This window comes from Kitasatospora sp. NPDC094019 (genome assembly GCF_044764505.1).
Taxonomy (GTDB): domain Bacteria; phylum Actinomycetota; class Actinomycetes; order Streptomycetales; family Streptomycetaceae; genus Kitasatospora.
The window spans coordinates 384,780-404,760 of sequence record NZ_JBIWIF010000002.1 but is presented as its reverse complement, the minus strand read 5'-3'; the positions used below and the strand labels follow the sequence as shown (position 1 = coordinate 404,760).

At 75.1% G+C, this 19,981-nt stretch carries 9 protein-coding genes; 4 read left to right on the top strand and 5 right to left on the bottom strand.

Annotated features, from left to right (window positions below):
* Window positions 1-161 precede the first annotated feature (161 nt).
* From ACIQ9P_RS06835 to ACIQ9P_RS06825, 3 genes are all read right to left on the bottom strand, one after another.
* Window positions 162-527, bottom strand: a complete 366-nt coding sequence (locus tag ACIQ9P_RS06835) for a hypothetical protein (RefSeq protein WP_402350851.1) — start codon at window positions 525-527, stop codon at window positions 162-164.
* 170 nt (window positions 528-697) lie between these two features.
* Window positions 698-1,075: a hypothetical protein gene (locus ACIQ9P_RS06830; protein WP_266314789.1), complete on the bottom strand. Its 378-nt coding sequence runs from the start codon at window positions 1,073-1,075 to the stop codon at window positions 698-700.
* Between the two features lie 255 nt (window positions 1,076-1,330).
* A complete protein-coding gene (locus ACIQ9P_RS06825; RefSeq protein WP_402350847.1) occupies window positions 1,331-4,453 on the bottom strand; it encodes a phosphocholine-specific phospholipase C in 3,123 nt (1,040 codons plus the stop codon).
* 564 nt (window positions 4,454-5,017) lie between these two features.
* Between ACIQ9P_RS06825 and ACIQ9P_RS06820 the strand changes: the two genes are divergently transcribed.
* The 3 genes from ACIQ9P_RS06820 to ACIQ9P_RS06810 all read left to right on the top strand — a co-directional run bounded on the left by ACIQ9P_RS06820 (window position 5,018) and on the right by ACIQ9P_RS06810 (window position 17,347).
* Window positions 5,018-8,341 (top strand): amino acid adenylation domain-containing protein, encoded by a 3,324-nt coding sequence (locus ACIQ9P_RS06820; protein ID WP_402350844.1) that lies wholly within the window; start codon window positions 5,018-5,020, stop codon window positions 8,339-8,341.
* Window positions 8,342-8,510: 169 nt separating this feature from the next.
* Window positions 8,511-14,183 (top strand): amino acid adenylation domain-containing protein, encoded by a 5,673-nt coding sequence (locus ACIQ9P_RS06815; RefSeq protein WP_402350841.1) that lies wholly within the window; start codon window positions 8,511-8,513, stop codon window positions 14,181-14,183.
* On the top strand, window positions 14,180-17,347 hold the full coding sequence (locus ACIQ9P_RS06810; RefSeq protein ID WP_402350838.1) for an amino acid adenylation domain-containing protein: 3,168 nt from the start codon (window positions 14,180-14,182) through the stop codon (window positions 17,345-17,347). Before ACIQ9P_RS06815 ends, ACIQ9P_RS06810 begins: the two co-directional genes overlap by 4 nt.
* A gap of 21 nt (window positions 17,348-17,368) precedes the next feature.
* Here the strand turns inward: ACIQ9P_RS06810 and ACIQ9P_RS06805 are convergent, their stop codons facing one another.
* Window positions 17,369-17,986: an SRPBCC family protein gene (locus tag ACIQ9P_RS06805; protein ID WP_402350835.1), complete on the bottom strand. Its 618-nt coding sequence runs from the start codon at window positions 17,984-17,986 to the stop codon at window positions 17,369-17,371.
* 117 nt (window positions 17,987-18,103) lie between these two features.
* Between ACIQ9P_RS06805 and ACIQ9P_RS06800 the strand changes: the two genes are divergently transcribed.
* A complete protein-coding gene (locus ACIQ9P_RS06800) occupies window positions 18,104-18,751 on the top strand; it encodes a TetR/AcrR family transcriptional regulator (protein WP_402350832.1) in 648 nt (215 codons plus the stop codon).
* Window positions 18,752-18,897: 146 nt separating this feature from the next.
* On the opposite strand, the gene ACIQ9P_RS06795 is transcribed toward ACIQ9P_RS06800, so the two are convergent.
* A complete protein-coding gene (locus tag ACIQ9P_RS06795; protein ID WP_402350830.1) occupies window positions 18,898-19,848 on the bottom strand; it encodes a trypsin-like serine peptidase in 951 nt (316 codons plus the stop codon).
* Between the last annotated feature and the right edge of the window lie 133 nt (window positions 19,849-19,981).

The window sequence follows — 19,981 nt, the reverse complement described above, 5'->3', positions numbered from 1 at the left end:
CGGAACGACGGGTACGGACAGCGCCTTTCCGGTCCACCGCCCCGGATCGCCCGTCGCATTAGCGACGGTTGACAGTACGCCGTCGCACTTGTTCGCGGCATATGCGCCCGGACGGGGCGCCGGCACGGACGTCCGGGACGCCGGCACGGGCACCCGGGGCGTCAGTACACGCGCTTGATCTGCCAGGAGTTGTTGTTGAAGCTCGGCGAGACCGAGTACCGGCAGCTGCTGTTGTAGAACTCCGAGAGCTGCGTCCAGCCGGCCGGCGGCAGCGCCGAGGCGCAGACGGTGAGCGTGGTGCCGACCGGCAGACCGTCCGCCTGCTGGATCCGCTTCGCGTTGGGGCTGAAGCCGGATCCGCAGGCGTACTCGTTCCACCACTGGACGTCGACCCAGCCGCTCGGGGTCAGCTGACTGCCGCAGACGTTCCGGGTGTCGCCGGGGGCGGCGTCGGCGGTGGTGGCGGTCAGGGTGAGCGCGGCGGCGGCGCAGCCGACGGCCAGGGCCGCGGCACGGAAGCGGGACACGGGGGGCTCCTCTCCACGGCGCGGGCGGTCCGCGCCGGCCACCCATTCGTACCGGCGGAACGACGGGTACGGACAGCTTCTTTCCGGCCGGTCCGCCCGGGGCCCGCCGGGCCCACCCGCATCGCGACGAGGCCGCGATCCGGTTGGGCCCGAGCAGACTTGACGATGCGTCAGGAAACGCGGGTGATCTTCCAGGAGTTGTGGTTCAGGCTCGGCACGGCCGAGTAGCGGCAGCTCTGGCTGTAGAACTCGGAGACCTGGGTCCAGCCGGCCGGCGGCCACGCCGAGGCGCAGACGTTGAGGGTGGTGCCGATGGGCAGGCCGGCGACCTGCTCCATCGTCTTGCGGTTCGGGGTGAAGGTGCCGCCGCCGCAGCTGTAGTCGTTGGCCCAGGCGATGTCGACCCAGCCGGCGGGGGTGTACTGGTTGGCGCAGATCGACACGATGTCGCCCGGGGCGGCCTGGGCGACGGTCGCGGTGGTCGCGGCCAGGGTCAGGGCGGCGGCGGTACAGCCGAGGGCCAGTGCGGTGGCGCGGAGACGGGACACGGTGCGGCTCCTCTCGCGGCACGGACGTTCCGTGCCGGGCCCATTCCTACCGGCGCGCCAGGGCGCGCGAACAGGCGCTTTCCGGTCCGGTACGCCGGAGCGCGCGTCGCGTTCGCGCCTGTTGACAGTCCGTCGGCGCACTTCCCGGGAGCGCGAACGGCCCGTCCGGCCCCGGGAGTTCGGGGACGGACGGGCCGGTGCCCGGCGCGGGCGTCGGGCCTCAGGCGTCAGGCGTCAGGCGTCAGGCGTCAGGCGTCAGGCGGTGATCGGCTTCACGTCCAGCCGGATGTGGTCCACCGCCCAGAACCAGTTGTTCCCGGCGTCGAACATCCGGAACTTCAGCGTCACGCTCCGCGCGCCCGCCGGAACGGCGAACTGCTTGGTCACGAAGGCGTTCTGGACGTCGGCCCCGCGGTTGTCGTTGCCGGTGGCGTCCGAGCTGTAGTACACCAGCCGGGTCTCGGTGCCGTTGTCGAACACCGCCGTGACCGCGGCCTTCTGCGGGGCCTCCTGGCGGTAGTGCGAGTCGAAGCCCAGGTACAGGGTGGTGGCCCCGGCCGGGACGGGCACCGCGGGCGAGACCAGGGTCGAGTCGAACACGCCCTTCTTGGACGGCGCGCCGGTGTCGTCCCAGTCGTCCGGGTCGGCGACGGCCAGGATGCCGAGGCCCCGGGTGAAGTTGCCCCGGTCCTGGCCGGCCGGGTTGGACCACTCGCGCTTGGTGTGGAAGGTCCAGCCCTGGAGCCGGACGGTGCCCTGCGGCATGGCCGGCGCGTTGACCACCGACCAGCCCTGCGGCGCCTGCGGCGTCCAACCGACCACCCCGGCCACCGGCTGGAGCGCCCCGGCCAGCGACTCGAAGTCCTCGCCGAGCAGGTGGCCCGCCATCACCGGCGCGGTGCGGGCGGCGAGTTCGCCGTCGGCGACGGCGAAGCGGTTGCCGGCCAGCGCGCGGGCGGTGACCAGGACGCGGTGGGTGGCGCCGTCCGGCAGCTGGGCCGGCGGGGTGACGTCCCACTCGGCGGTGGCGCTCGCCCCGGCGGCCAGCGTGGCGGGCGGCGCGGTGACGGCGGCGACCGTCCAGCCGGCCGGGACGACCGGCTGGGCCTCGATCACGGTCAGCGCGTCGGTGGTGCTGAAGCGGGCGGTGACCCGGGCCGGGCGGCCGGGCAGCAGGATCGCCTCGTCGATGGTGGTGGAGGCGGCCTTGAGCGCGACGTCCACGGTCAGCGGGTCGGCCTGGCCCATCGCCGGGTCGGTGAGCAGGTGCTCGCCGTCCCACGGGAAGCGGCCGGCGATCCGGCGGCGGAAGCCGAGCTCGCCGCGCACGCCGACCGCGACGTCGTACCAGCCCTCGGGGCCGACATTGAGGTTGACGGTCTTGTCGTCGCCCGCGGCGACCCGGACCTCGCGCAGGCCGTCACCGTAGGCGAGGTCGCCGACCAGGAAGGTCTGGGCGGTGCGCGAGCGGTTGATCACGTCCACCTCCAGCACCTTGCCGTTGCGCTCCTCGGAGAGCGAGATCTCGTACGCGGCGTCGACGGTGCCGCGCAGGTGCCAGAGCGCGCCGTTGGGACCGTGCACCCGCAGGTCGTAGCCGTCCTGGCCGACCGTCCAGACGTCGGAGGTCCGGGACTTGGCGCCCACGGTGTAGTGGCGCGGCAGGGCGCCGGGGGCCGGGTAGACCGCGAGGACGGCGCCCTGCTTGCCCTGGTTGATGAAGTCGATCGTCAGCTGGTCGCCCTTGAGGCGCGGCTTGACGGTGAGGTCGTACGGCGCCGGGCGGGCGGCGCGGGTGCCGCGCGCCTGCTGCGGGAAGGACTGCGGGTTCGGGACCGTCGGCGCGGGCAGCTTGCCGGTGTCGACGACCTTCTGCCGGTTGCCGCTGGTGTCGGGGAGCCCGGGCCAGAGCGGGTCACGGCCGGAGAAGTCGAACACATTGGTGAGGTCGCCGCAGACGGAACGCCGCCAGGGGCTGATGTTGGGCTCCTGGACGCCGAAGCGCTGCTCCAGGAAGCGCAGCACCGAGGTGTGGTCGTAGACGCTGGAGTCGACGACGCCGCCCCGGGTCCACGGGGAGACGACGACCATCGGCACCCGGACGCCGAGGCCCATCGGGTACGGGCCGGAGACGACACTCTCGCCCGCGGGCAGGGTGTCGGACCAGCCGAGCGAGCCGTCGGCCGCCTTGACCCGGTACTTGCCGTCCTGGCTCACGACGCGGTGGTAGGTGGAGCCGCCCTTGCTCACCCGGACGACGACCTCGCCGTCCACCGGGACGGTGGACTTGCCGCGGCCGGCGGCCAGCGGCGGGACGGGCGGCAGCTGGTGGTCGAAGAAGCCGCCGTGCTCGTCGTAGTTGAGGATGAAGACGGTCTTCTCCCACACCTCGGGCTTGGCCGCGAGGGCGGCCAGCAGCCGGGCGGTGAGGTGCTCGCCGTTCGGCGGCGCGTAGTTGGCGTGCTCGGACAGCGCGGCGGGGGCGACGATCCAGGACACCTGCGGGAGGGTGTCGGCCTGGATGTCGGCGGCGAACGCCTCGACCAGGGCGTCGCCCATCGCGAACGGGTCGCCCTTCTTGGCCGGGTCGCCGACCGCGCGCATGCCGCGCTCGTACAGCGGCTCCCCGGGCTTGGCCTTGACGAAGGGGGCGAACCAGGCGAGCGCGTTGTCGTCGAAGTTGTCCAGCGCCTGGTAGGTGCGCCAGCTGACGCCGGCCTTCTCCAGGCGCTCGGCGTAGGTGGTCCACTCGTAGCCACCGGGGATCTCGGTGTTGTCGGTGACCGGGGTGTCCCGGACGGTGCCGCCGCTGGTGCCCGTCATCAGGTGCTCGCGGTTGGTGTTGGTGTTGCACTGCACCGACGCGTAGTAGGCGTCGCAGGTGGTGAACACCGAGGCGAGCGCGTGGTAGAAGGGCATGTCGGCGCTCTCGTAGTAGCCCTGGCCGAGCCAGCCGCTGGAGCGGCGGGTGACCGAGCCGTCGGCGAGACCGTCGTTCCACGCCTTCATCGAGTCGACGAAACCGAAGGCGGGGGCGCCCTGCTGGTACGCGTTGGTGTGCGCGGCGTTCATCGGGAACGGCAGGAGGTGGCCCTCCTTGCGGCTCGGGTCGGGCTGGTGGAAGACCGAGCGGCCGTTGACGCCCCGCACCGCCGTCCGGTCGCCGAAGCCGCGGACGCCGGCCTGGGTGCCGAAGTAGTGGTCGAAGGCGCGGTTCTCCTGCATGAACACGACGACGTGCTGGATGTCCGCCAGGCGGCCGGGGCGGGCCGGCGCGGCGAGCGCCTCGCGCACGCTGAGGGGGAGGGCGGACAGCACGGCGGCGGCGGCAGCGCCGCCGAGCAGGGTGCGGCGCGACAGTTCGGGCTTCGGACTCATCGGGGGTGACTCCTTGTACACAACGGGGGGCGCCTGGAGCTGTGGTCCAGACCCGTTATGTGTACGGGCCCCAGATGGACGGCAACGGGGGGTTCGATGGCGTACCGATGACGGACAGTGAACCCATAGCTGTACAGACAACTTGCCGTCGACGGGCGCCCGCGGCCGCCCGTCCCGCCCGGAGCGCCGCGGCCGCCGTCCCGGCGGTCCCGCCGGTCGCGCCAGACTCCCCGCGACGGAAGGTGGTTGACGAACCGTCGGCAGTCTCCGGCCAGGTCGTGGACAACCCTTGACGAGGCATGTGGTCTGTGGAAATCTCACGGCAGGTCCAGGCCAATGATCTTCGTACGGGGGTAGGGGATCGCATCGCCTGACGCTTCAGGGGGGAAACCTGGGAGTCGGGTCCGGCCGGGCCTCGGCGCCTGCCGACCGGTCCGCGGGGCGGGCCGGCCACCCTTCGGCAGCCGCGCCGTCCGACCGCGCCGTGTCGCGCCCGCGCCACCACGGCCACCGCTCGGACGGGTGCCCCGCAGCTCCGTCTCCGACTCCCGAATCGAGCACAGCATGTCCGACTCCACCGACCGGCCCGGCCCCTCCTCCGCCGCCGGGGACCCCGCGAGAGCGACGGACGCCGCACCGCCCGCCACCCCCGCCCAGCACGGCATCTGGCTCACCAGCAGGCTCACCCACGTCCCCGAGGTCTTCCACCTCGCGCTGCGGATCGGCTTCGACCGGGTCGACGCCGACGCGCTGGCCCGCGCCGTCGCCGCGACCGTCGCCCGGCACCCCGTGCTCGCCTCCGCGCTGGTCGAGCGGGACGGCGTGCTCCGTCCCGTCCCGGCCGGACGGGCACCCGCGCTCACCGTCCTGGAACCGGCCGGGGACCGGACCGCCGCCCCCGGCGATCCGCTCGGGGACCGGACCGGGGACCGGCCGGGGGATCCGCTCGGCGAATCGCTCGGCGACGCCCTCGTGGACGACTGCGCCGACGCCCGCGCCAAGCGGCTCGCCGAGGAACTCGCCCTGCCGTTCGACCTGGCCCGGGGACCGCTGGCCCGGTTCACCCTGGACCGGCGGGCCGACGGCGGCGCCGAGCTGCTGGTGGTGGCGCACCACGCCGTGTTCGACGGCAACTCCAAGGACGTGCTGGTCGCGGACCTCGCCGCCGGGTACGCCGCCGCGCTCACGGGGCGGCCGCCGACCGGGGACGTCACCGCCGCCGGGGCGGACGTCGGCCCCGGCGCGCGGGCCACGCCGCCCGACCCCGAACTCCTCGCCCGGGCCGCGGCGTTCCACGGACCCCGGTGGGCGGCCGCCACCACCCCGGTGCTCCCCAGCGGCCCCCGCGCCGTGACCGACGCCGGTCCCGGCGAGTCCGTCGCCTGGCGGCTCGACGCGACGGCAGGGGCCGCCCTCGCGGAGGCCGCCCGGACGGCCGGGGTCACCCGCTTCGAGTTCCTGCTCGCCGCCCTGCACGGACTGCTGCACCGCTACGGCGGCGAGGCCGTCCCAATCGCCGTCCCCTTCTCCACCCGGACACCCCGGCAGCGCGGCACCGTCGGCCTCTTCGTCAACGAGCTGCCGGTGTACGCCCCCGCCGGCCAGGACGGCGACACGCCGTTCGCGCGCTACGCCGCCGCCGTGCGCGCCGAGGTCCGGCTCGTCTCCGCGCACCGCGCCGTCCCGTTCGGCGGCGCGGTCCCCGGCCTGACCCCCCGGGCCGGGCTGGCCCCGGTCTCCTTCGGCTACCGCCGCCGCACCACCGCCGCCCCCGTCTTCCCCGGCAGCGCCGTTTCCGTCGACTGGGCCGTCTTCCCGCACGCGGCCCGCAACACCCTGCACCTCCAGGCCGTGGACGGCGCCGACGGGATCGACCTCTCGCTCCAGTACGACCCGGCCGTGCTCCCCGCCCCCACCGCGCGGCGGATCGCCGGGCACCTCTCCTCCCTGCTCGCCGCCGCCGTGACCGACCCCTCGACCCCGCTCGGCGACCTGCCCCTGCTCGACGAGGCCGAACGTCACCTCGTCACCACCGCCTGGAACGACACCGCCCGCGCCTACCCGGCCGACCGGACCGTGCTCGACCTGGTCCGCGAGCGCGCCACCGCCGCCCCCGACGCGCTCGCCGTGGTGGCCGGCCCGGAGCGGCTGACCTACCGGGAGCTGCTGCGGCGCGCCGACCGACTGGCCGGGGAGCTCACGGCGGCCGGCATCGGCCGGAACGACCTGGTCGGCCTGCACCTGGCCCGTACCGCCGACCTCCCGGCCGCGCTGCTCGCCGTGCACGCGGTCGGCGCCGGGTACCTCCCGCTCGACCCCGGGTACCCGGCCGAGCGGCTCGCCTTCGTGCTCGCCGACTCCGGCGCCGCCCTGCTGCTGGCCGACCGCGAACCGGCTCCCGAGGTGGCCGCCGCCGCGCGGGCGGTGCTCCGGCCGGGCGGGACCCCCACCGCCGACGGCACCGAGAGCGACACCACCGGCCCCGGCGCCGAAGCCGCCTCCCGCGCCGGGGCCGACGCCGGTCGACTGGCGTACGTCCTGTACACCTCCGGCTCCACCGGCCGCCCCAAGGGCGTCGAGATCGGCCACCGGGCGCTGGTCAACCTGCTCACGGCCTTCGCCGCGCGGCTCGGCTCCGGCCCCCGGGACGTCTGGCTCGGCCTCACCTCGCTCTCCTTCGACATCTCCGCCCTCGAACTGCTGCTGCCGCTGACCACCGGCGGCCGGCTCGTGCTGGCCCCCGACGGTCTGGCCGTGGACGGCCAGGGGCTGCGCGCGCTGGTCGAGCGTGAGGGTGTCACCCACGTCCAGGCGACGCCCTCGGGCTGGCGGGTCCTGCTCGGCGCCGGGCCGCTGCCGTCCGGGCTGACCGGCCTGGTCGGCGGGGAGGCCCTGCCGCTGCCGCTGGCCCGGCGGCTGCGGGCCGGCACCGACCGCCTGTTCAACGTCTACGGGCCGACCGAGACCACCGTCTGGTCCACCTGCGCCGAACTCCCGGCCGACCCGGAGGCCGTCCGGATCGGCCGGCCGATCGCCAACACCCGGGCCCTGGTGCTCGACCGACGCCGCCGGCCGCTGCCGATCGGCGTGCCCGGCGAACTCCACCTGGGCGGCGACGGACTCGCCGACGGCTACCTGGGCCGGGCGGAGCTGACCGCCGAGCGCTTCGTCGACGACCCCTTCGGCGCCCCCGGCGACCGGCTGTACCGCACCGGAGACCTGGTCGCCTGGAGCCCGGACGGCGAACTGGAGTTCCTCGGCCGGCTCGACGACCAGGTCAAGGTCCGCGGCCACCGGATCGAGCTGGGCGAGGTCGAGGCGGCACTGCTGACCCATCCGGCGGTCGCGGAGGCCGCCGCCGCGGTGCACCGCGACGAAGCCCTCCCGCCCGGGGCCGAGCCGGCCGGGGCCGAGGCCCCCGCGGGCGACGCCGAGCCGTTCGTCGCCGGCTATCTCGTCCCGGCCCCCGGCCAGGACGCTCCGGCCCCCGCCGAACTGCGCGCCTTCCTCCAGCGGCTGCTGCCCGGCGCGGCCGTCCCCCAGCGCTTCCTGGTGCTCGACCGGCTGCCGCTCACGCCCAACGGCAAGCTGGACCGGCGCGCCCTGCCCGTCCCGCCGGTGCCGGTCGAGGCCCCGGCCGGCCCCGCCGCCGGGCCGGAAGCCGAGGACGAGGTGCTCGCCGCCGTGCTCGCGGTCTGGTCCGAGGTGCTGCGGCTGCCCGGCCTCGGCCCCGAGGACGATCTCTTCGAGCTCGGCGGACACTCCCTGACGATCATTCAGATCACGGCCAGGATCCGGGACCTGCTGGGTGTCGAGCTGGACTTCGACGTCTTCTTCGCCACCCCGACCCCGCTCGGCATCGCCGCCGCCGTCCGCGAACTGCGGTGAGCCCCTGGTGGCGCGGCCGGACCCGCGCCACCGGGGGTTCCCTCCCCGCACCCGCTCCCCGCGCCCTCCTCCCTGCCCCGCGCCCCCTCCCCCGCGGCGGCCCGCCCCGTGGCGATACCGCCCGCCGGCACCGCAGCCGCCGCCCGACGTGCGCCGAATGGAACAACCCATGACCGACCTCCAGGACCCCGCGGCCGGGCTCTCCGCGACCAAACGCGCCCTGCTCGCCCAGCGCCTGCGCTCGGCCGCCGGCACCGCCGCCGCGGCGGACACCCCCGCGCCCCCGACCGAGGGCACCGGCCCGGCCACCACCGCCGCCGTCGCCACCGTCCCCGTCCGACCCCCCGGCAGCGCGGTTCCGCTCTCCAGCGGCCAGGAACGCCTCTGGTTCATGGACCAGTTCGCGCCCGGCTCCACCGCCTGGGCGCTGGCTCCGGCCCGCCGGCTGCGCGGCCCGCTGGACCGCGCCGCGCTCGACAGCGCGCTCACCGCCCTGCTCGCCCGGCACGAGGCGCTGCGGATGACCTTCCCCGCCACCCCCGAGGGCACCGCCGAGGTCCGGATCGCCGAACCCGGGCCGCTCGCGGCCGAGTTCGTCGACGCCACCGGCGACCCCGACCCGGCCGGGCGGGCTGCCCGCGAGGTCGGCGAGCGAGTGGCGCGACCGTTCGACCTGGCCGAGGGGCCACTGCTGCGCGCCCTGCTGGTGCGCACCGCGCCGGACGAGCACGTGCTCGCCCTCGTCATGCACCACATCGTCAGCGACGGCTGGTCGCTCGACATCCTGCACCGCGAACTCGACGCGCTGTACGCCCGCCACGCGCACGGCACCCCGGACCGGCTGCCCGAACTGCCGGTGCAGTTCGGCGACTACGCGGGCTGGCAGCGGGAGCGGCTGGCCGGGGAGGCGCTGGCGGGATCCCGCGCCTACTGGCGCGAGGAGCTGCGCGACGTCCCGGCCCTGGAACTGCCGACCGACCGGCCCCGGCCGCCGGTACTGACCTTCGAGGGGGCCGCCACCGAGTTCCACTGGAGCAGCGAACTCGGCCGCGGTGTCGCCGAGCTGGCCCGCGCCTCGGGCGCCTCGGGGTACATGGTGCTGATGGCGGCGCTGCAGACCCTGCTCGGCCGGCACGCCGGGCGGCGGGACTTCGCGATAGGTTCCGCGGTGGCCGGCCGCCTGCACCGGGAACTGGAGGGCGTGGTCGGCCTGTTCGTCAACATGCTGCCGATCCGGGCCCGCCTGGAGGGCGATCCGACCTTCGCCGAACTGCTGGGCCGGGTCCGCGGCACCACCCTCGACGCGTACACCCACCAGGAGGTGCCGTTCGAGCAGATGGTGGCCGATCTGGACATCGAGCGGGACGTCAGCCGCTCCGCCGTGTTCCAGGTCAGCTTCGCCTACCAGAACTACGGCGAGCGCGGCGCCGCGTCCGCCCCGGACGCCGCCGGCGCGCCGACCGCCGAGAGCTTCGGGCACGAGGCCGCCACCACCCGCACCGACCTCGCGTTCTACCTGCGGGAGAAGTCCGACGGCGGCCTCTACGGACTGCTCACCTACCGCACCGACCTGTTCGACGCCGCGACCGCGCGCCGACTGGTCGAACGCTTCGAACTCCTCCTCACCGCGGCGGTCGCCGACCCGGACCGGCCGGTCTCCCGACTGCCCCTGGCCACCCCCGGCGAGCGGCGGGACGTCCTGGAGCGCTGGGCCGTCGGGCCCGCGCTGCCCGACCCGGACGGCGCCCCGGCCACCCTGACCGCCCTGCTCGCCGCCACCGCCCGCGCCCACCCCGACCGAACCGCCCTGGAGGCCGAGGGCCGGACCGTCACCTACCGCGAGCTGGACGAGCGCGCCACCGGGCTCGCCCGCCGGCTGCGCGCGCTCGGCGTCGGCCCGGACGACCGGGTCGCCGTCTGCCTGGAGCAGTCGCCCGAGCTGGCGGTGGCCCTGCTCGGGGTGCTGAAGGCCGGCGGCGCCTACCTGCCGCTGGACCCGGAGCAGCCGCCCGCCCGGCTCGCCCACCTGGTCGCCGACGCCGGGGTCCGGGTCCTGCTCACCGAGACCGCCCTGCGCGACCGCTTCCCCGGCCACGAGGGCGCCGCGCTGCTGCTGGACACCGAACCGCCGGAGCGGGACGCCGAGCCGCTGCCGGAGCTCTCGGGACCGGACCACCTTGCCTACGTCATCTACACCTCCGGTTCCACCGGCACCCCCAAGGGCGTCGCCGTCCAGCACCGCCAGATCCTCAACTACCTGGCCGGGGTGGGGGAACGGCTGCGGATCGAGCCGGGCGCCGGCTACGGGCTGCTGCAGTCGCTGGCCTTCGACTTCAGCATGACGATGCTCTACCTCGCGCTCAGCACCGGCGGCCGGGTCCATCTGCTGCCGCGCCGGATCGCCGGGGCCGAACTCGCCGAGCGGATCGAGGCGCTGGACCTCGACCACCTCAAGATGACCCCCTCCCACCTGGCCGCGCTGAGCGCCGACGCCCCGATGGAGCGGCTGCTGCCGCGCCGGTCGCTGGTGCTCGGCGGCGAAGCCTCGGTCTGGCCGTGGGCCGCCGGCCTGGCCGCCCTCGGCCGGTGCGCGGTGTTCAACCACTACGGCCCGACCGAGGCCACCGTCGGCGTGACCGTGCACGAGGTGACCGCCGACGCCGCCGGACCGGGCAGCACCCCGATCGGGACCCCGCTCGCCGGAGCCCGCTGCCACGTCCTCGACGAGGCCGGGCAGCCGGTACCGCCGGGCGTCACCGGCGAGTTGTACCTCGGCGGCGACCGGCTGGCCCGCGGCTACCTGGGCCGGCCGGACCTCACCGCCGAGCGCTTCGTCGACGACCCCTTCGGCGCCCCCGGAGACCGCCTCTACCGCACCGGCGACCTGGCCCGCTGGCGCGCCGACGGCACGCTCGACTACCTGGGCCGGGCCGACGACCAGATCAAGGTGCGCGGCTACCGGGTGGAGCCGGGCGAGATCGAGGCCGCCCTCACCGCCCTGCCCGGGATCGGCCAGGCCGTCGTGCTGGCCCGGGGCGAGGGCCTGCGGCAGCTGCTGGTCGCCTACCTGGAGCGGACCGGCGACGTCCCCGTGCCCGCCGCGGCCGAACTGCGCGACACCCTGGGCGAGTCGCTGCCCGACTACATGGTCCCGGCCCGGTTCGTGGTGCTCGACCGGCTGCCCCTGCTCGCCCACGGCAAGGTCGACCGGCGGAACCTGCCCGAACCCGAGGAGCCCGCCGCGAGCGGGGAGTTCGTCGAACCCGAGGGCGAGGCCGAGGAGTTCCTCGCCAGCCTCTGGGCCGAACTGCTGGGCGTGCCCCGGGTCGGCGCCCAGGACGACTTCTTCGAACTCGGCGGACACTCGCTGCTGGCCACCCAGGTGGTCGCCAAGCTCCGCCGCGCCTTCCCCGAACTCCCCACCCCGGTCGGGGTGATGGACCTCTTCAAGTACCCCACGGTGCGCCGGCTCGCCGCCCTGGTCAGCGACCCGCACGCCGACCGGGGCCCACGCAGCCTGCTGCACCTGCTGACCCCGGCCGGCCGCCGGACCACCGCCAGCCTGGTGTGCACCCCGTACGGCGGCGGCAGCGCGCTCATCTACAAGCCGCTCGCCGACGCCCTGCCGGCCGACTGGGCCCTGCACTCGCTCGCCGTCCCCGGGCACGAACTGGGCGAGGAGGCCATGGACATCGACGAGGTCGCGGCCGGCTGCGCCCAGGAGATCCTGGACACCGTCGAGGGCCGGATCGTGCTGTACGGCCACTGCGGCGTCGGCGTCCGGCTGGCCGTCGAGATCGCCCGCCGGGTGGAGGCGGCCGGCCGCGAGATCGACGCCGTCCACCTCGGCGGGATCTTCCCGTTCGCCCGGCCGCGCGGGCGCGGCGCCGCCGTCGGAGAGTGGTGGGCCCGCACCGCCGACCGGATGCGCAGCGACCAGGGCATGATCAACGCCCTGGCGGCGGCCGGGCTGGACACCGACGAGGTCGGCACCGAGCAGCTGCGGCTGATGGTCGCCAACCGCCGGACCGGCACCCGGGAGGCCGAGCAGTACTTCACCCGGCTGTTCGAGAGCGAGGACGGCCGGATCGCCGCCCCGGTGTACGCGGTCTGCGGCGACCGGGACCCGGCCACCGAGTTCTACGAGGAGCGGTACCGGGAGTGGCACCGGCTCAGTGACACCACCGGCGTCGTCGTGCTCGACGAGGCCGGACACTTCTACCTCAAGTACCGGGCCGCCGAACTCGCCGAGATCGTCACCGGTGTGCACCGCTCGGTCGTCGACGGCGAGGAGGAACGGCACCGGCGTACCGAGGGCGCGACCTGGTGGCTGGCCGGGCTCTCCCGGGACGCCGCCGAGCCCGCGCCGGCCGCCGCCTCCCGCACGGTGCGCCCCACCATGCGCCGCTTCCTCGGGGTCGCCGCCGGCCAGCAGATCTCGATGATCGGCTCGGCGCTCACCGAGTTCGCCCTGCCGATCTGGATCTACCTGACCACCGGCTCGCTCGTCCAGTTCGGCCTGCTGGCCGCCTGCGGCCTCGTCCCCGGCATCCTCACCGCCCCGCTGGCCGGGGCACTGGTGGACCGGGGCGACCGGCGCCGGATCATGCTGTACGGCGATGTCGCGGCGGGCCTCACCCAGGCGGTGATGCTGCTGCTGTACCTGGCCGACTCGCTGGAGGTCTGGCACGCCTACGTGCTGATCGCGGTGCTGTCGACGGCGCTGACCTTCCAACGGCTGGCCTGGAACTCGGCCGTGCCGCAACTCGTCCCGAAGCGCTTCCTCGGCCGCGCCAACGGCGTCGTCCAGATGGCCTTCGGCCTCGCCCAGTTCCTGGTGCCGCTGTTCGCGGTCGGCCTGCTGTCGGCGATCGGCCTCGGCGGCATCCTCGCGATGGACGTGGCCAGCTACGTCGTCGCCACCGGCGTGACGCTGGCCGTGCGCTTCCCCGACATGATGGCGGCGCGGCGCCGGGAGAGCGTCGCCGCCGAGATCCGGGCCGGCTTCCGGCGGGCGCTCGGCAGCCGCAACTTCCGGGCGATGCTGCTGTTCTTCGCCATGCTCAACATCTTCCTGTCGCCGCTGTTCCTGCTCACCACCCCGCTGGTGCTGTCCTTCGCCCCGCTGGCCGCCGCCGGCTGGGTCTCGGTCGCCGCCGGGCTGGGCGCCGTCCTCGGCGGCCTGACCCTGCTGGTGTGGGGCGGGCCACGCCGACTGCGGCTGCGCGGCGTGCTGCTCGCCACCCTCGGCCTGGCGGCCGCCTGCCTGGTGACCGGGCTGCGGCCGAGCATCCTGCCGGTCGCGCTCGGCGCCTTCGGCATGGCGTACGGGCTGGCCCTGGTCAACGGCGTCTACGCGACGATCGTGCAGACCAAGGTGCCGCTGCGCTTCCACGGCCGGGTGATCGCCGTCAACACCATGGTCGCCTGGTCCACCCTGCCGGTGGGTTTCGCGCTGGTCGCACCGCTCGGGCCGCGTCTGGTCCAGCCCTGGGTGGACGCGGACGGCCCGCTGGCGGGCAGCGTCGGCCGGCTGATCGGCACCGGCGAGGGCCGCGGCATCGGCCTGCTGTACCTGCTGTTCGGGCTCGCCATGGCCCTGCTGGTGCTGGTCTGCCTCGCCGTGCCCGCCCTGCGGCACTTCGACCGCGACGTCCCGGACGCCGAGCCCGACGACCTGGTCGGCCTGGCCACCCTCGCGGCCCGCACCGGAGCCGCGGCCCCGGCCGCGCCGCCCGCCACCGCTCCCGTGCCCTCCGCCGTCCTCTCCACACCCGCAACAGCACCCGAACCCGCACCCGAACCCGCACCCCGCACCGGAACCGAGGCCGCCGCCCGATGACCACCACCGACCGGACCGCCGGCCCCGCCCGCCCCGTCGAGGCCGTCCACCCGCTCACCGAGGAGCAGCGCCGGCTCTGGTTCCTCCAGCAGCTCCACCCCGCCGACGCCGGCTTCAACATGTACCTGTGCCGCCGGTGGAGCGGCCCGCTCGACGTGGCCGCGCTGCGCGCCGCGATCGACCGGCTGACCGCCCGGCACGAGCCGCTGCGCACCCGCTTCGCGCTGGACGGCGAGGCACCGGTGCAGCTGGTCGAGCCCGCCGGGCCCGTCCCGCTCGATCTCGTCGCGCTGGCCCCGGGCGCCGGCGAGGCGGACTTCACCGCGGCCTGCCGGCCCGCCGTCAACGCGCCGTTCGACCTCGGCGGGCGTCCGCCGCTGCGCGCCGTCCTGGTCTCGGCCGGGCCGGGGGAGCACGCGCTCGCGCTGGTCGTCCACCACATCGTCTCGGACGGCTGGTCGTTCCGGATCCTCTGGCGCGAACTGCTCGCGCTCTACCGGGAGGCCCTGGGCGAGGCACCGGCCGCGCTCGCGCCGCTCGCCCTCCGCTACGGCGATGTCGCCCGCGCCGAACAGCAGCGCGCCGGGGCGGGCGGCACCGAGGCCGCGTTCCGCTACTGGGCGGAGAAGCTGGCCGGCACCGGCCGGCTGCGGCTGCCGCTCGACCGCCCCCGCCCGGCGGACCCCCGGCACCCGGCCGGGTTCGCCACCACCGCCCTCGGCCCGGAGCTCACCTCGGCCCTGGACGCCCTCGCCCGGCGCGAGCGCTGCACCCCGTTCATGGTGCTGCTCGCCGCCTACCAGTGCGTCCTGGCCCGCTGGACCGGCAGTGCCGACTTCGTGGTCGGCACCCCGCTCGCGGGCCGCACCGAAGCCGCCCAGGAGGAACTGGTCGGCTACTTCGCCCGCACCGGCGTGCTCCGCGCCGACCTCACCGGCGAACCCGACTTCCGTACCGTCCTGCACCGCGTCCGCACCGCCACCCTCGGCGCGCTGAGCCACCAGGACGTGCCGCTGGAGCGGCTCGCCACCCACCTGGGCCTGCCCGCCGAGGCCGGAGCGGCACCGCTCTACCAGGCGGTGTTCGTGCACCAGAGCCAGTACGACCTGGCCGACGGGGACGGCGGCGCCCCCCTGCCCGGCGGCGTCACCACCGCCTCCATGGACTCGGGCTTCGAGCGCGCCAAGACCGATCTGCTGCTGGACAGTTGGCGTACTCCGAACGGCGGGCTGACGCTCTCCTTCTGCTTCGACCGGGAGGTGCTCCAGACGGAGACGGTGGCGGCGCTCGGCACCCGCTGCCGCGCGCTGCTCACCGCCGCCGTCGCGGACGTGACGGTGCCGCTGCACGGTGACTGGCTGATCGGGCCGGACGAGCGGGCCGAACTCCTCGCCCTCGGCACCGGTCCGGCCGTGTACTCCGCCGCCCGCCCGGTGCTCGGCCGCTTCGCCGACCGGGTCGCCGCCGCGCCGGACGCGCCCGCCCTGGAGTGCGCCGGCCGAACCCTCTCCTACGCCGAACTCGACCGGCGCTCGGACGCGTTGGCCGCACGGCTGGGTGCCGTCGCGGGCCGGCTGGTCGCCGTCCGGGTGGCTCCCTCCTTCGAGCTGGTGACGGCCCTGCTGGCGATCTGGAAGGCCGGCGCGGGCTACCTGCCGCTCGACCCGGCGCACCCGGAGGAGCGGCGGCGGCTGATGCTGCGCGAGTCCGGGGCCGCCGTCCTGCTCACGGACGAGGACGGCTCCGGCCTCCGCGTCGTGCCCACCGCGGCCGCCCCGGGTACCGCCGAGGACCTCTCCGGGCTCGCCTACGTCCTGTTCACCTCCGGCTCCACCGGCACCCCCAAGGCCGTGGCCGTCGACCACGCCGCCCTGGCCGCCCGGGTCGACTGGATGGCCGGGCCCGACGGCTACCGGCTCACCCCCGGGGACCGGATCGTCCAGTTCGCCTCGGCCGGCTTCGACACCCACGCCGAGGAGCTGTGGCCCGCCCTCGCCTCCGGCGCGTGCGTGGTCCTGCTCCCCGGTGGCGGCCGCACTCTGCCCGAACTGCTGCGCGGCCCGCACGGCGCCTCCGTCACGGTCCTCGACCTGCCCACCGCCTACTGGGAGGAACTGGTCTCGCACGACGACCGCACGCCGTGGCCGGCCGCCCTGCGGCTGGTGGTGCTGGGCGGCTCCGAGGTCCGCGCCGAGGCGGTCGCCCGCTGGCGGGAGCGGCACGGCGACACCGTCCGGCTGGTCAACACCTACGGCCCGACCGAGGCCACCGTGATCGTCACCGCCACCGACCTCGGCGCCCCGGACGCCGCCCGCCGCCCGTCCCTGGGCCGCCCGCTGCCGGGCGTGCGGCTGTACGTGCTGGACGAGCGCGGCGCCCTGCTGCCGCGCGGCTCCGAGGGCGAGCTGCACATCGGCGGCACCGGCCTCGCCCGGGGCTACCTGGGCCGCCCCGACCTGACCGGCGCCGCCTTCCCCGACGACCCGTTCGGCGGCGGGCGGATGTACCGGACCGGCGACCGCGCCCGCTGGCGCGGCGACGGCACGCTCGACTACCTGGGCCGGGGTGACGAGCAGATCAAGCTGCGCGGCTACCGGATCGAACCGGCCGAGATCGAGTCCGCCCTGACCGCCCGTCCGGAGGTGGCCCGGGCGGCTGCCGTGGTGCGCGGCGGCCGCCGCCTGGTCGCGTACGCCGTCCCGGTCCCGGGCGCGGAGCCCGACGCCGCCGCGCTGCGCGAGCACCTCGTCCGGGGCCTGCCCGCCTACCTGGTCCCCGACACCGTCGTCCTGCTGGACACCCTTCCGCTGACCCTCAACGGCAAGCTCGACACGGCCGCCCTCCCCGAACCGGCCGCGGTCGGCGGGCCCCCGTACCTGGCGCCGCGGACCGACGCCGAGCAGCTGGTCGCCCAGCTGTGGCAGGAGGTCCTCGGGGTGCCGCGGGTCGGCGCCCTGGACGACTTCTTCGAACTCGGCGGTGACTCCCTGCTGGTCACCCGGGTGGTCGCCCGGATCCGCGCGGGTGTCGGCCTGGACGTCCCGATCCGCGACGCCTTCGAGCTCTCCACGGCGGCCGCGCTGGCGGCCCGGGTCGAGGAACTGCTCGTCGCCGAGATCGAGGCCCTGAGCGAGGACGAGGCCGCCGACCGCCTCGACGGCTGACCACCGCCGGGGTGCGGGCGCCTACCTGCGCGCCCGCGCCTCGGCGGCGGCCTTCAGGTCACCCAGCCAGGCGTCGAGTCCCGCCCGCAGGATCCCGGTCGCCAACGGCACGTTCGCGTCGACCTGCGGCCCGGTGTGGGTCTCCTCGGTGCTCACCCGCACCCCGCCGCGCACCTTGGTGAAGTTCCAGACGTGCACGCCGTCGATGTGCAGCCCCTCGCCGTCGGCCGGGCCGGTCCAGCGGACGCAGGCGCGGCCCTCGACCTGCCGCACGGTCGAGGTGATGTCCAGCGCCGTGGCCGGGATCCCGGCCTCGGGCGGGATCGGCGTCGTCCAGTGGAACGCCGACCCGGCCCGGAACCGCCCGTGGTCCAGCCGCTCGGCACCGCTGACGGCCCGCTGCCAGGACGGCCAGCGGGCGACGTCCGTCTGGAGCTTCCAGATCACGTCCAGCGGCGCGTCGATCACGGCATCGGTCCGGTAGCGGACCTGCGCGGCGGGGTCGACCCCGGCGCCCCGGCAGGTGAGGCCCTTGGCGGGCTGTGCCCCGGCGGGCACCGTGGCACCACCGAGCAGTGCGGCCACCAGCGGGACCGTGATCGCGGCGACCCGGATTCCGGCCTTGCGCATACCGAACATGATGTTTCCTTCCCTAGCCCTCGTTCTGCCTGTTAGAAGTTCTAACTCCAGTCGCCCCAAGAGTCAATAGCTTCCGTGATACCCTCTAACCAACGGATTCGAGAGGCGACCCCCACCATGGCGAAGAGCGACCCCACCACCCCCCGCGAGCGCTACCGCACCCAGGTCCGCGCCGAGGCGATGGAACGCGCCTGGGAACAGATCGCCACCGCCGGCGCCACCGCCATCTCCCTCAACGCGATCGCGAAGCAGATGGGCATGAGCGGCCCCGCCCTCTACCGCTACTTCGCCAACCGGGACGAGCTGATCACCGAACTCGTCCGCGAGGCGTACCGCAGCCTCGCCGACACCCTCCGCACGGCCGCCACCGACGGCGCCGACCTGGCCGGCCTCGCCCGCGCCCTGCGCACCTGGGCCCTCGCCGACCCGCAGCGCTACCTGCTGGTCTACGGCACGCCCGTGCCCGGCTACCAGGCCCCGGAGGACACCAGGGCGATCTCCCAGGAGATCGCGGTCACCCTGATCGACGCCTGCGCCGCGACCCTCCCCCCGGCCGCCCCCGGGTCGCCGCTCGCCATCCACCTCGCCGACCACCGCACCTGGGCCGCCGACCACCCCGCCCCGCCCGAGGCGCTCGCCCTCTTCCTCGCCTTCTGGACCCGCCTCCACGGCGTCCTGTCCCTGGAACTGGCCGGCCACTTCACCGGCATGAAGTTCGACCCCGAGATCCTCTTCGAGTCCGAACTCGCCACCCTGCTCGGCTGACTCGACCCACTCCTCCGGCGGCCGCCGGCCCGGACCGCTCCTGGCCCGGAAGCCGCGCCACGCCCGCAGTCGGGCGTGGCGCGGCTGTGGATCGCGGACGGTGCCCCCGGCTGTGCCCGACCGGGGGCATCCTGGCGAACGGACCGTCAGGTGATCGAGCCCTGTCGGGTGTACATCCCCCAGACGTTGTCGTCGAAATACGGGGTGTCGATCTCGACGCCGTCGTGCGCCCGGGTGACCCCGTTGACCGCCGTCTGCAGGGTGTTCGGATCCACCCACAGCCACGGTCCGCCGCTCGAACCCTCCCCCAGGGTCCGGCAGGGCAGGTCCAGCAGGATCGGGTAGAGGATCAGCCGCTCCAGCGTTCCCGCGCAGCTCACCTGGTGGGCGGCATCGTCGATGTTCGCCGGGTACCCGACGGCGGTGACGAAGGTCTCCTCACGCCGGTTCACCACCAGCCCGTTCCCGCCGGTGGCCTCGACCACCTTCTGCCCGTTGGCGTTGGGGTTGAGGGTGACCATCGCGACGTCCCACTCGGGAGGGTCGGACTCGTCCAGCCAGTTATTGAACACCCGGGCCTGCTTCCAGGTGAACATGCCGTACGGGTACGGAACGGTGCCGTCGTACGCGGGTACGTAGATCCAGTCGACCTTGAACCACTCCGCCTTATTGCCGTTCATCCGGCTGCCCTTGCCCGCGACGCAGTGCGCCGCCGTGATCACCATCATCTTCGAGGGGCTGTTGAGAGCGCTGGCCGTGCAGCTCTTGTTCACCTGCTCGACCGTGTTGAAGTAGAAGACCCGCCCCACCGTCCGGTCCACCGACCGGTTGACCGCGAAGCGGGCGGCCGCGGCGTCGATCTCGGCCCGGTCCGCGGCGTCGCCACCGGCGGCCTTCGCCTCCTCGGCGACGGTGGCCGCCATCCGCTCGGGCGTCCAGTACGCGCGGGCCGCCGCGTCGTCCGCCGCGCTCGTCTCCGAGGTCGACGTGCCGGCAGTCCGGTCGGGCCGGGGCGCAGCCGCGTCGGCGGCCCCGACCGTCCCCAGTCCCAGAGCGAGCGCCAGCGCGGCGCCGCCAAGAGTCCTCAGCAACTTCACTTCGTTCCCTCTTCCGTGTCCGTCGGGCGGCCGGGTGGCCGCCGTTCTGGCAGCGTGGCACCGGACCCGGGCGCGCCGCCTGAGTACGGATACTCAAAGAAAGCGCACGAACAGGCTTGGCGGGAAGAGGAAT

What these genes read in the sequence shown, in the direction of transcription:
- ACIQ9P_RS06815 (WP_402350841.1), top strand. Translation starts at nt 8,511, where the DNA reads ATGACCGACCTCCAGGACCCCGCGGCCGGGCTCTCCGCGACCAAACGC.
- ACIQ9P_RS06825 (WP_402350847.1), bottom strand. Translation starts at nt 4,453, where the DNA reads ATGAGTCCGAAGCCCGAACTGTCGCGCCGCACCCTGCTCGGCGGCGCT.
- ACIQ9P_RS06805 (WP_402350835.1), bottom strand. Translation starts at nt 17,986, where the DNA reads ATGTTCGGTATGCGCAAGGCCGGAATCCGGGTCGCCGCGATCACGGTC.
- ACIQ9P_RS06820 (WP_402350844.1), top strand. Translation starts at nt 5,018, where the DNA reads ATGTCCGACTCCACCGACCGGCCCGGCCCCTCCTCCGCCGCCGGGGAC.
- ACIQ9P_RS06810 (WP_402350838.1), top strand. Translation starts at nt 14,180, where the DNA reads ATGACCACCACCGACCGGACCGCCGGCCCCGCCCGCCCCGTCGAGGCC.
- ACIQ9P_RS06800 (WP_402350832.1), top strand. Translation starts at nt 18,104, where the DNA reads ATGGCGAAGAGCGACCCCACCACCCCCCGCGAGCGCTACCGCACCCAG.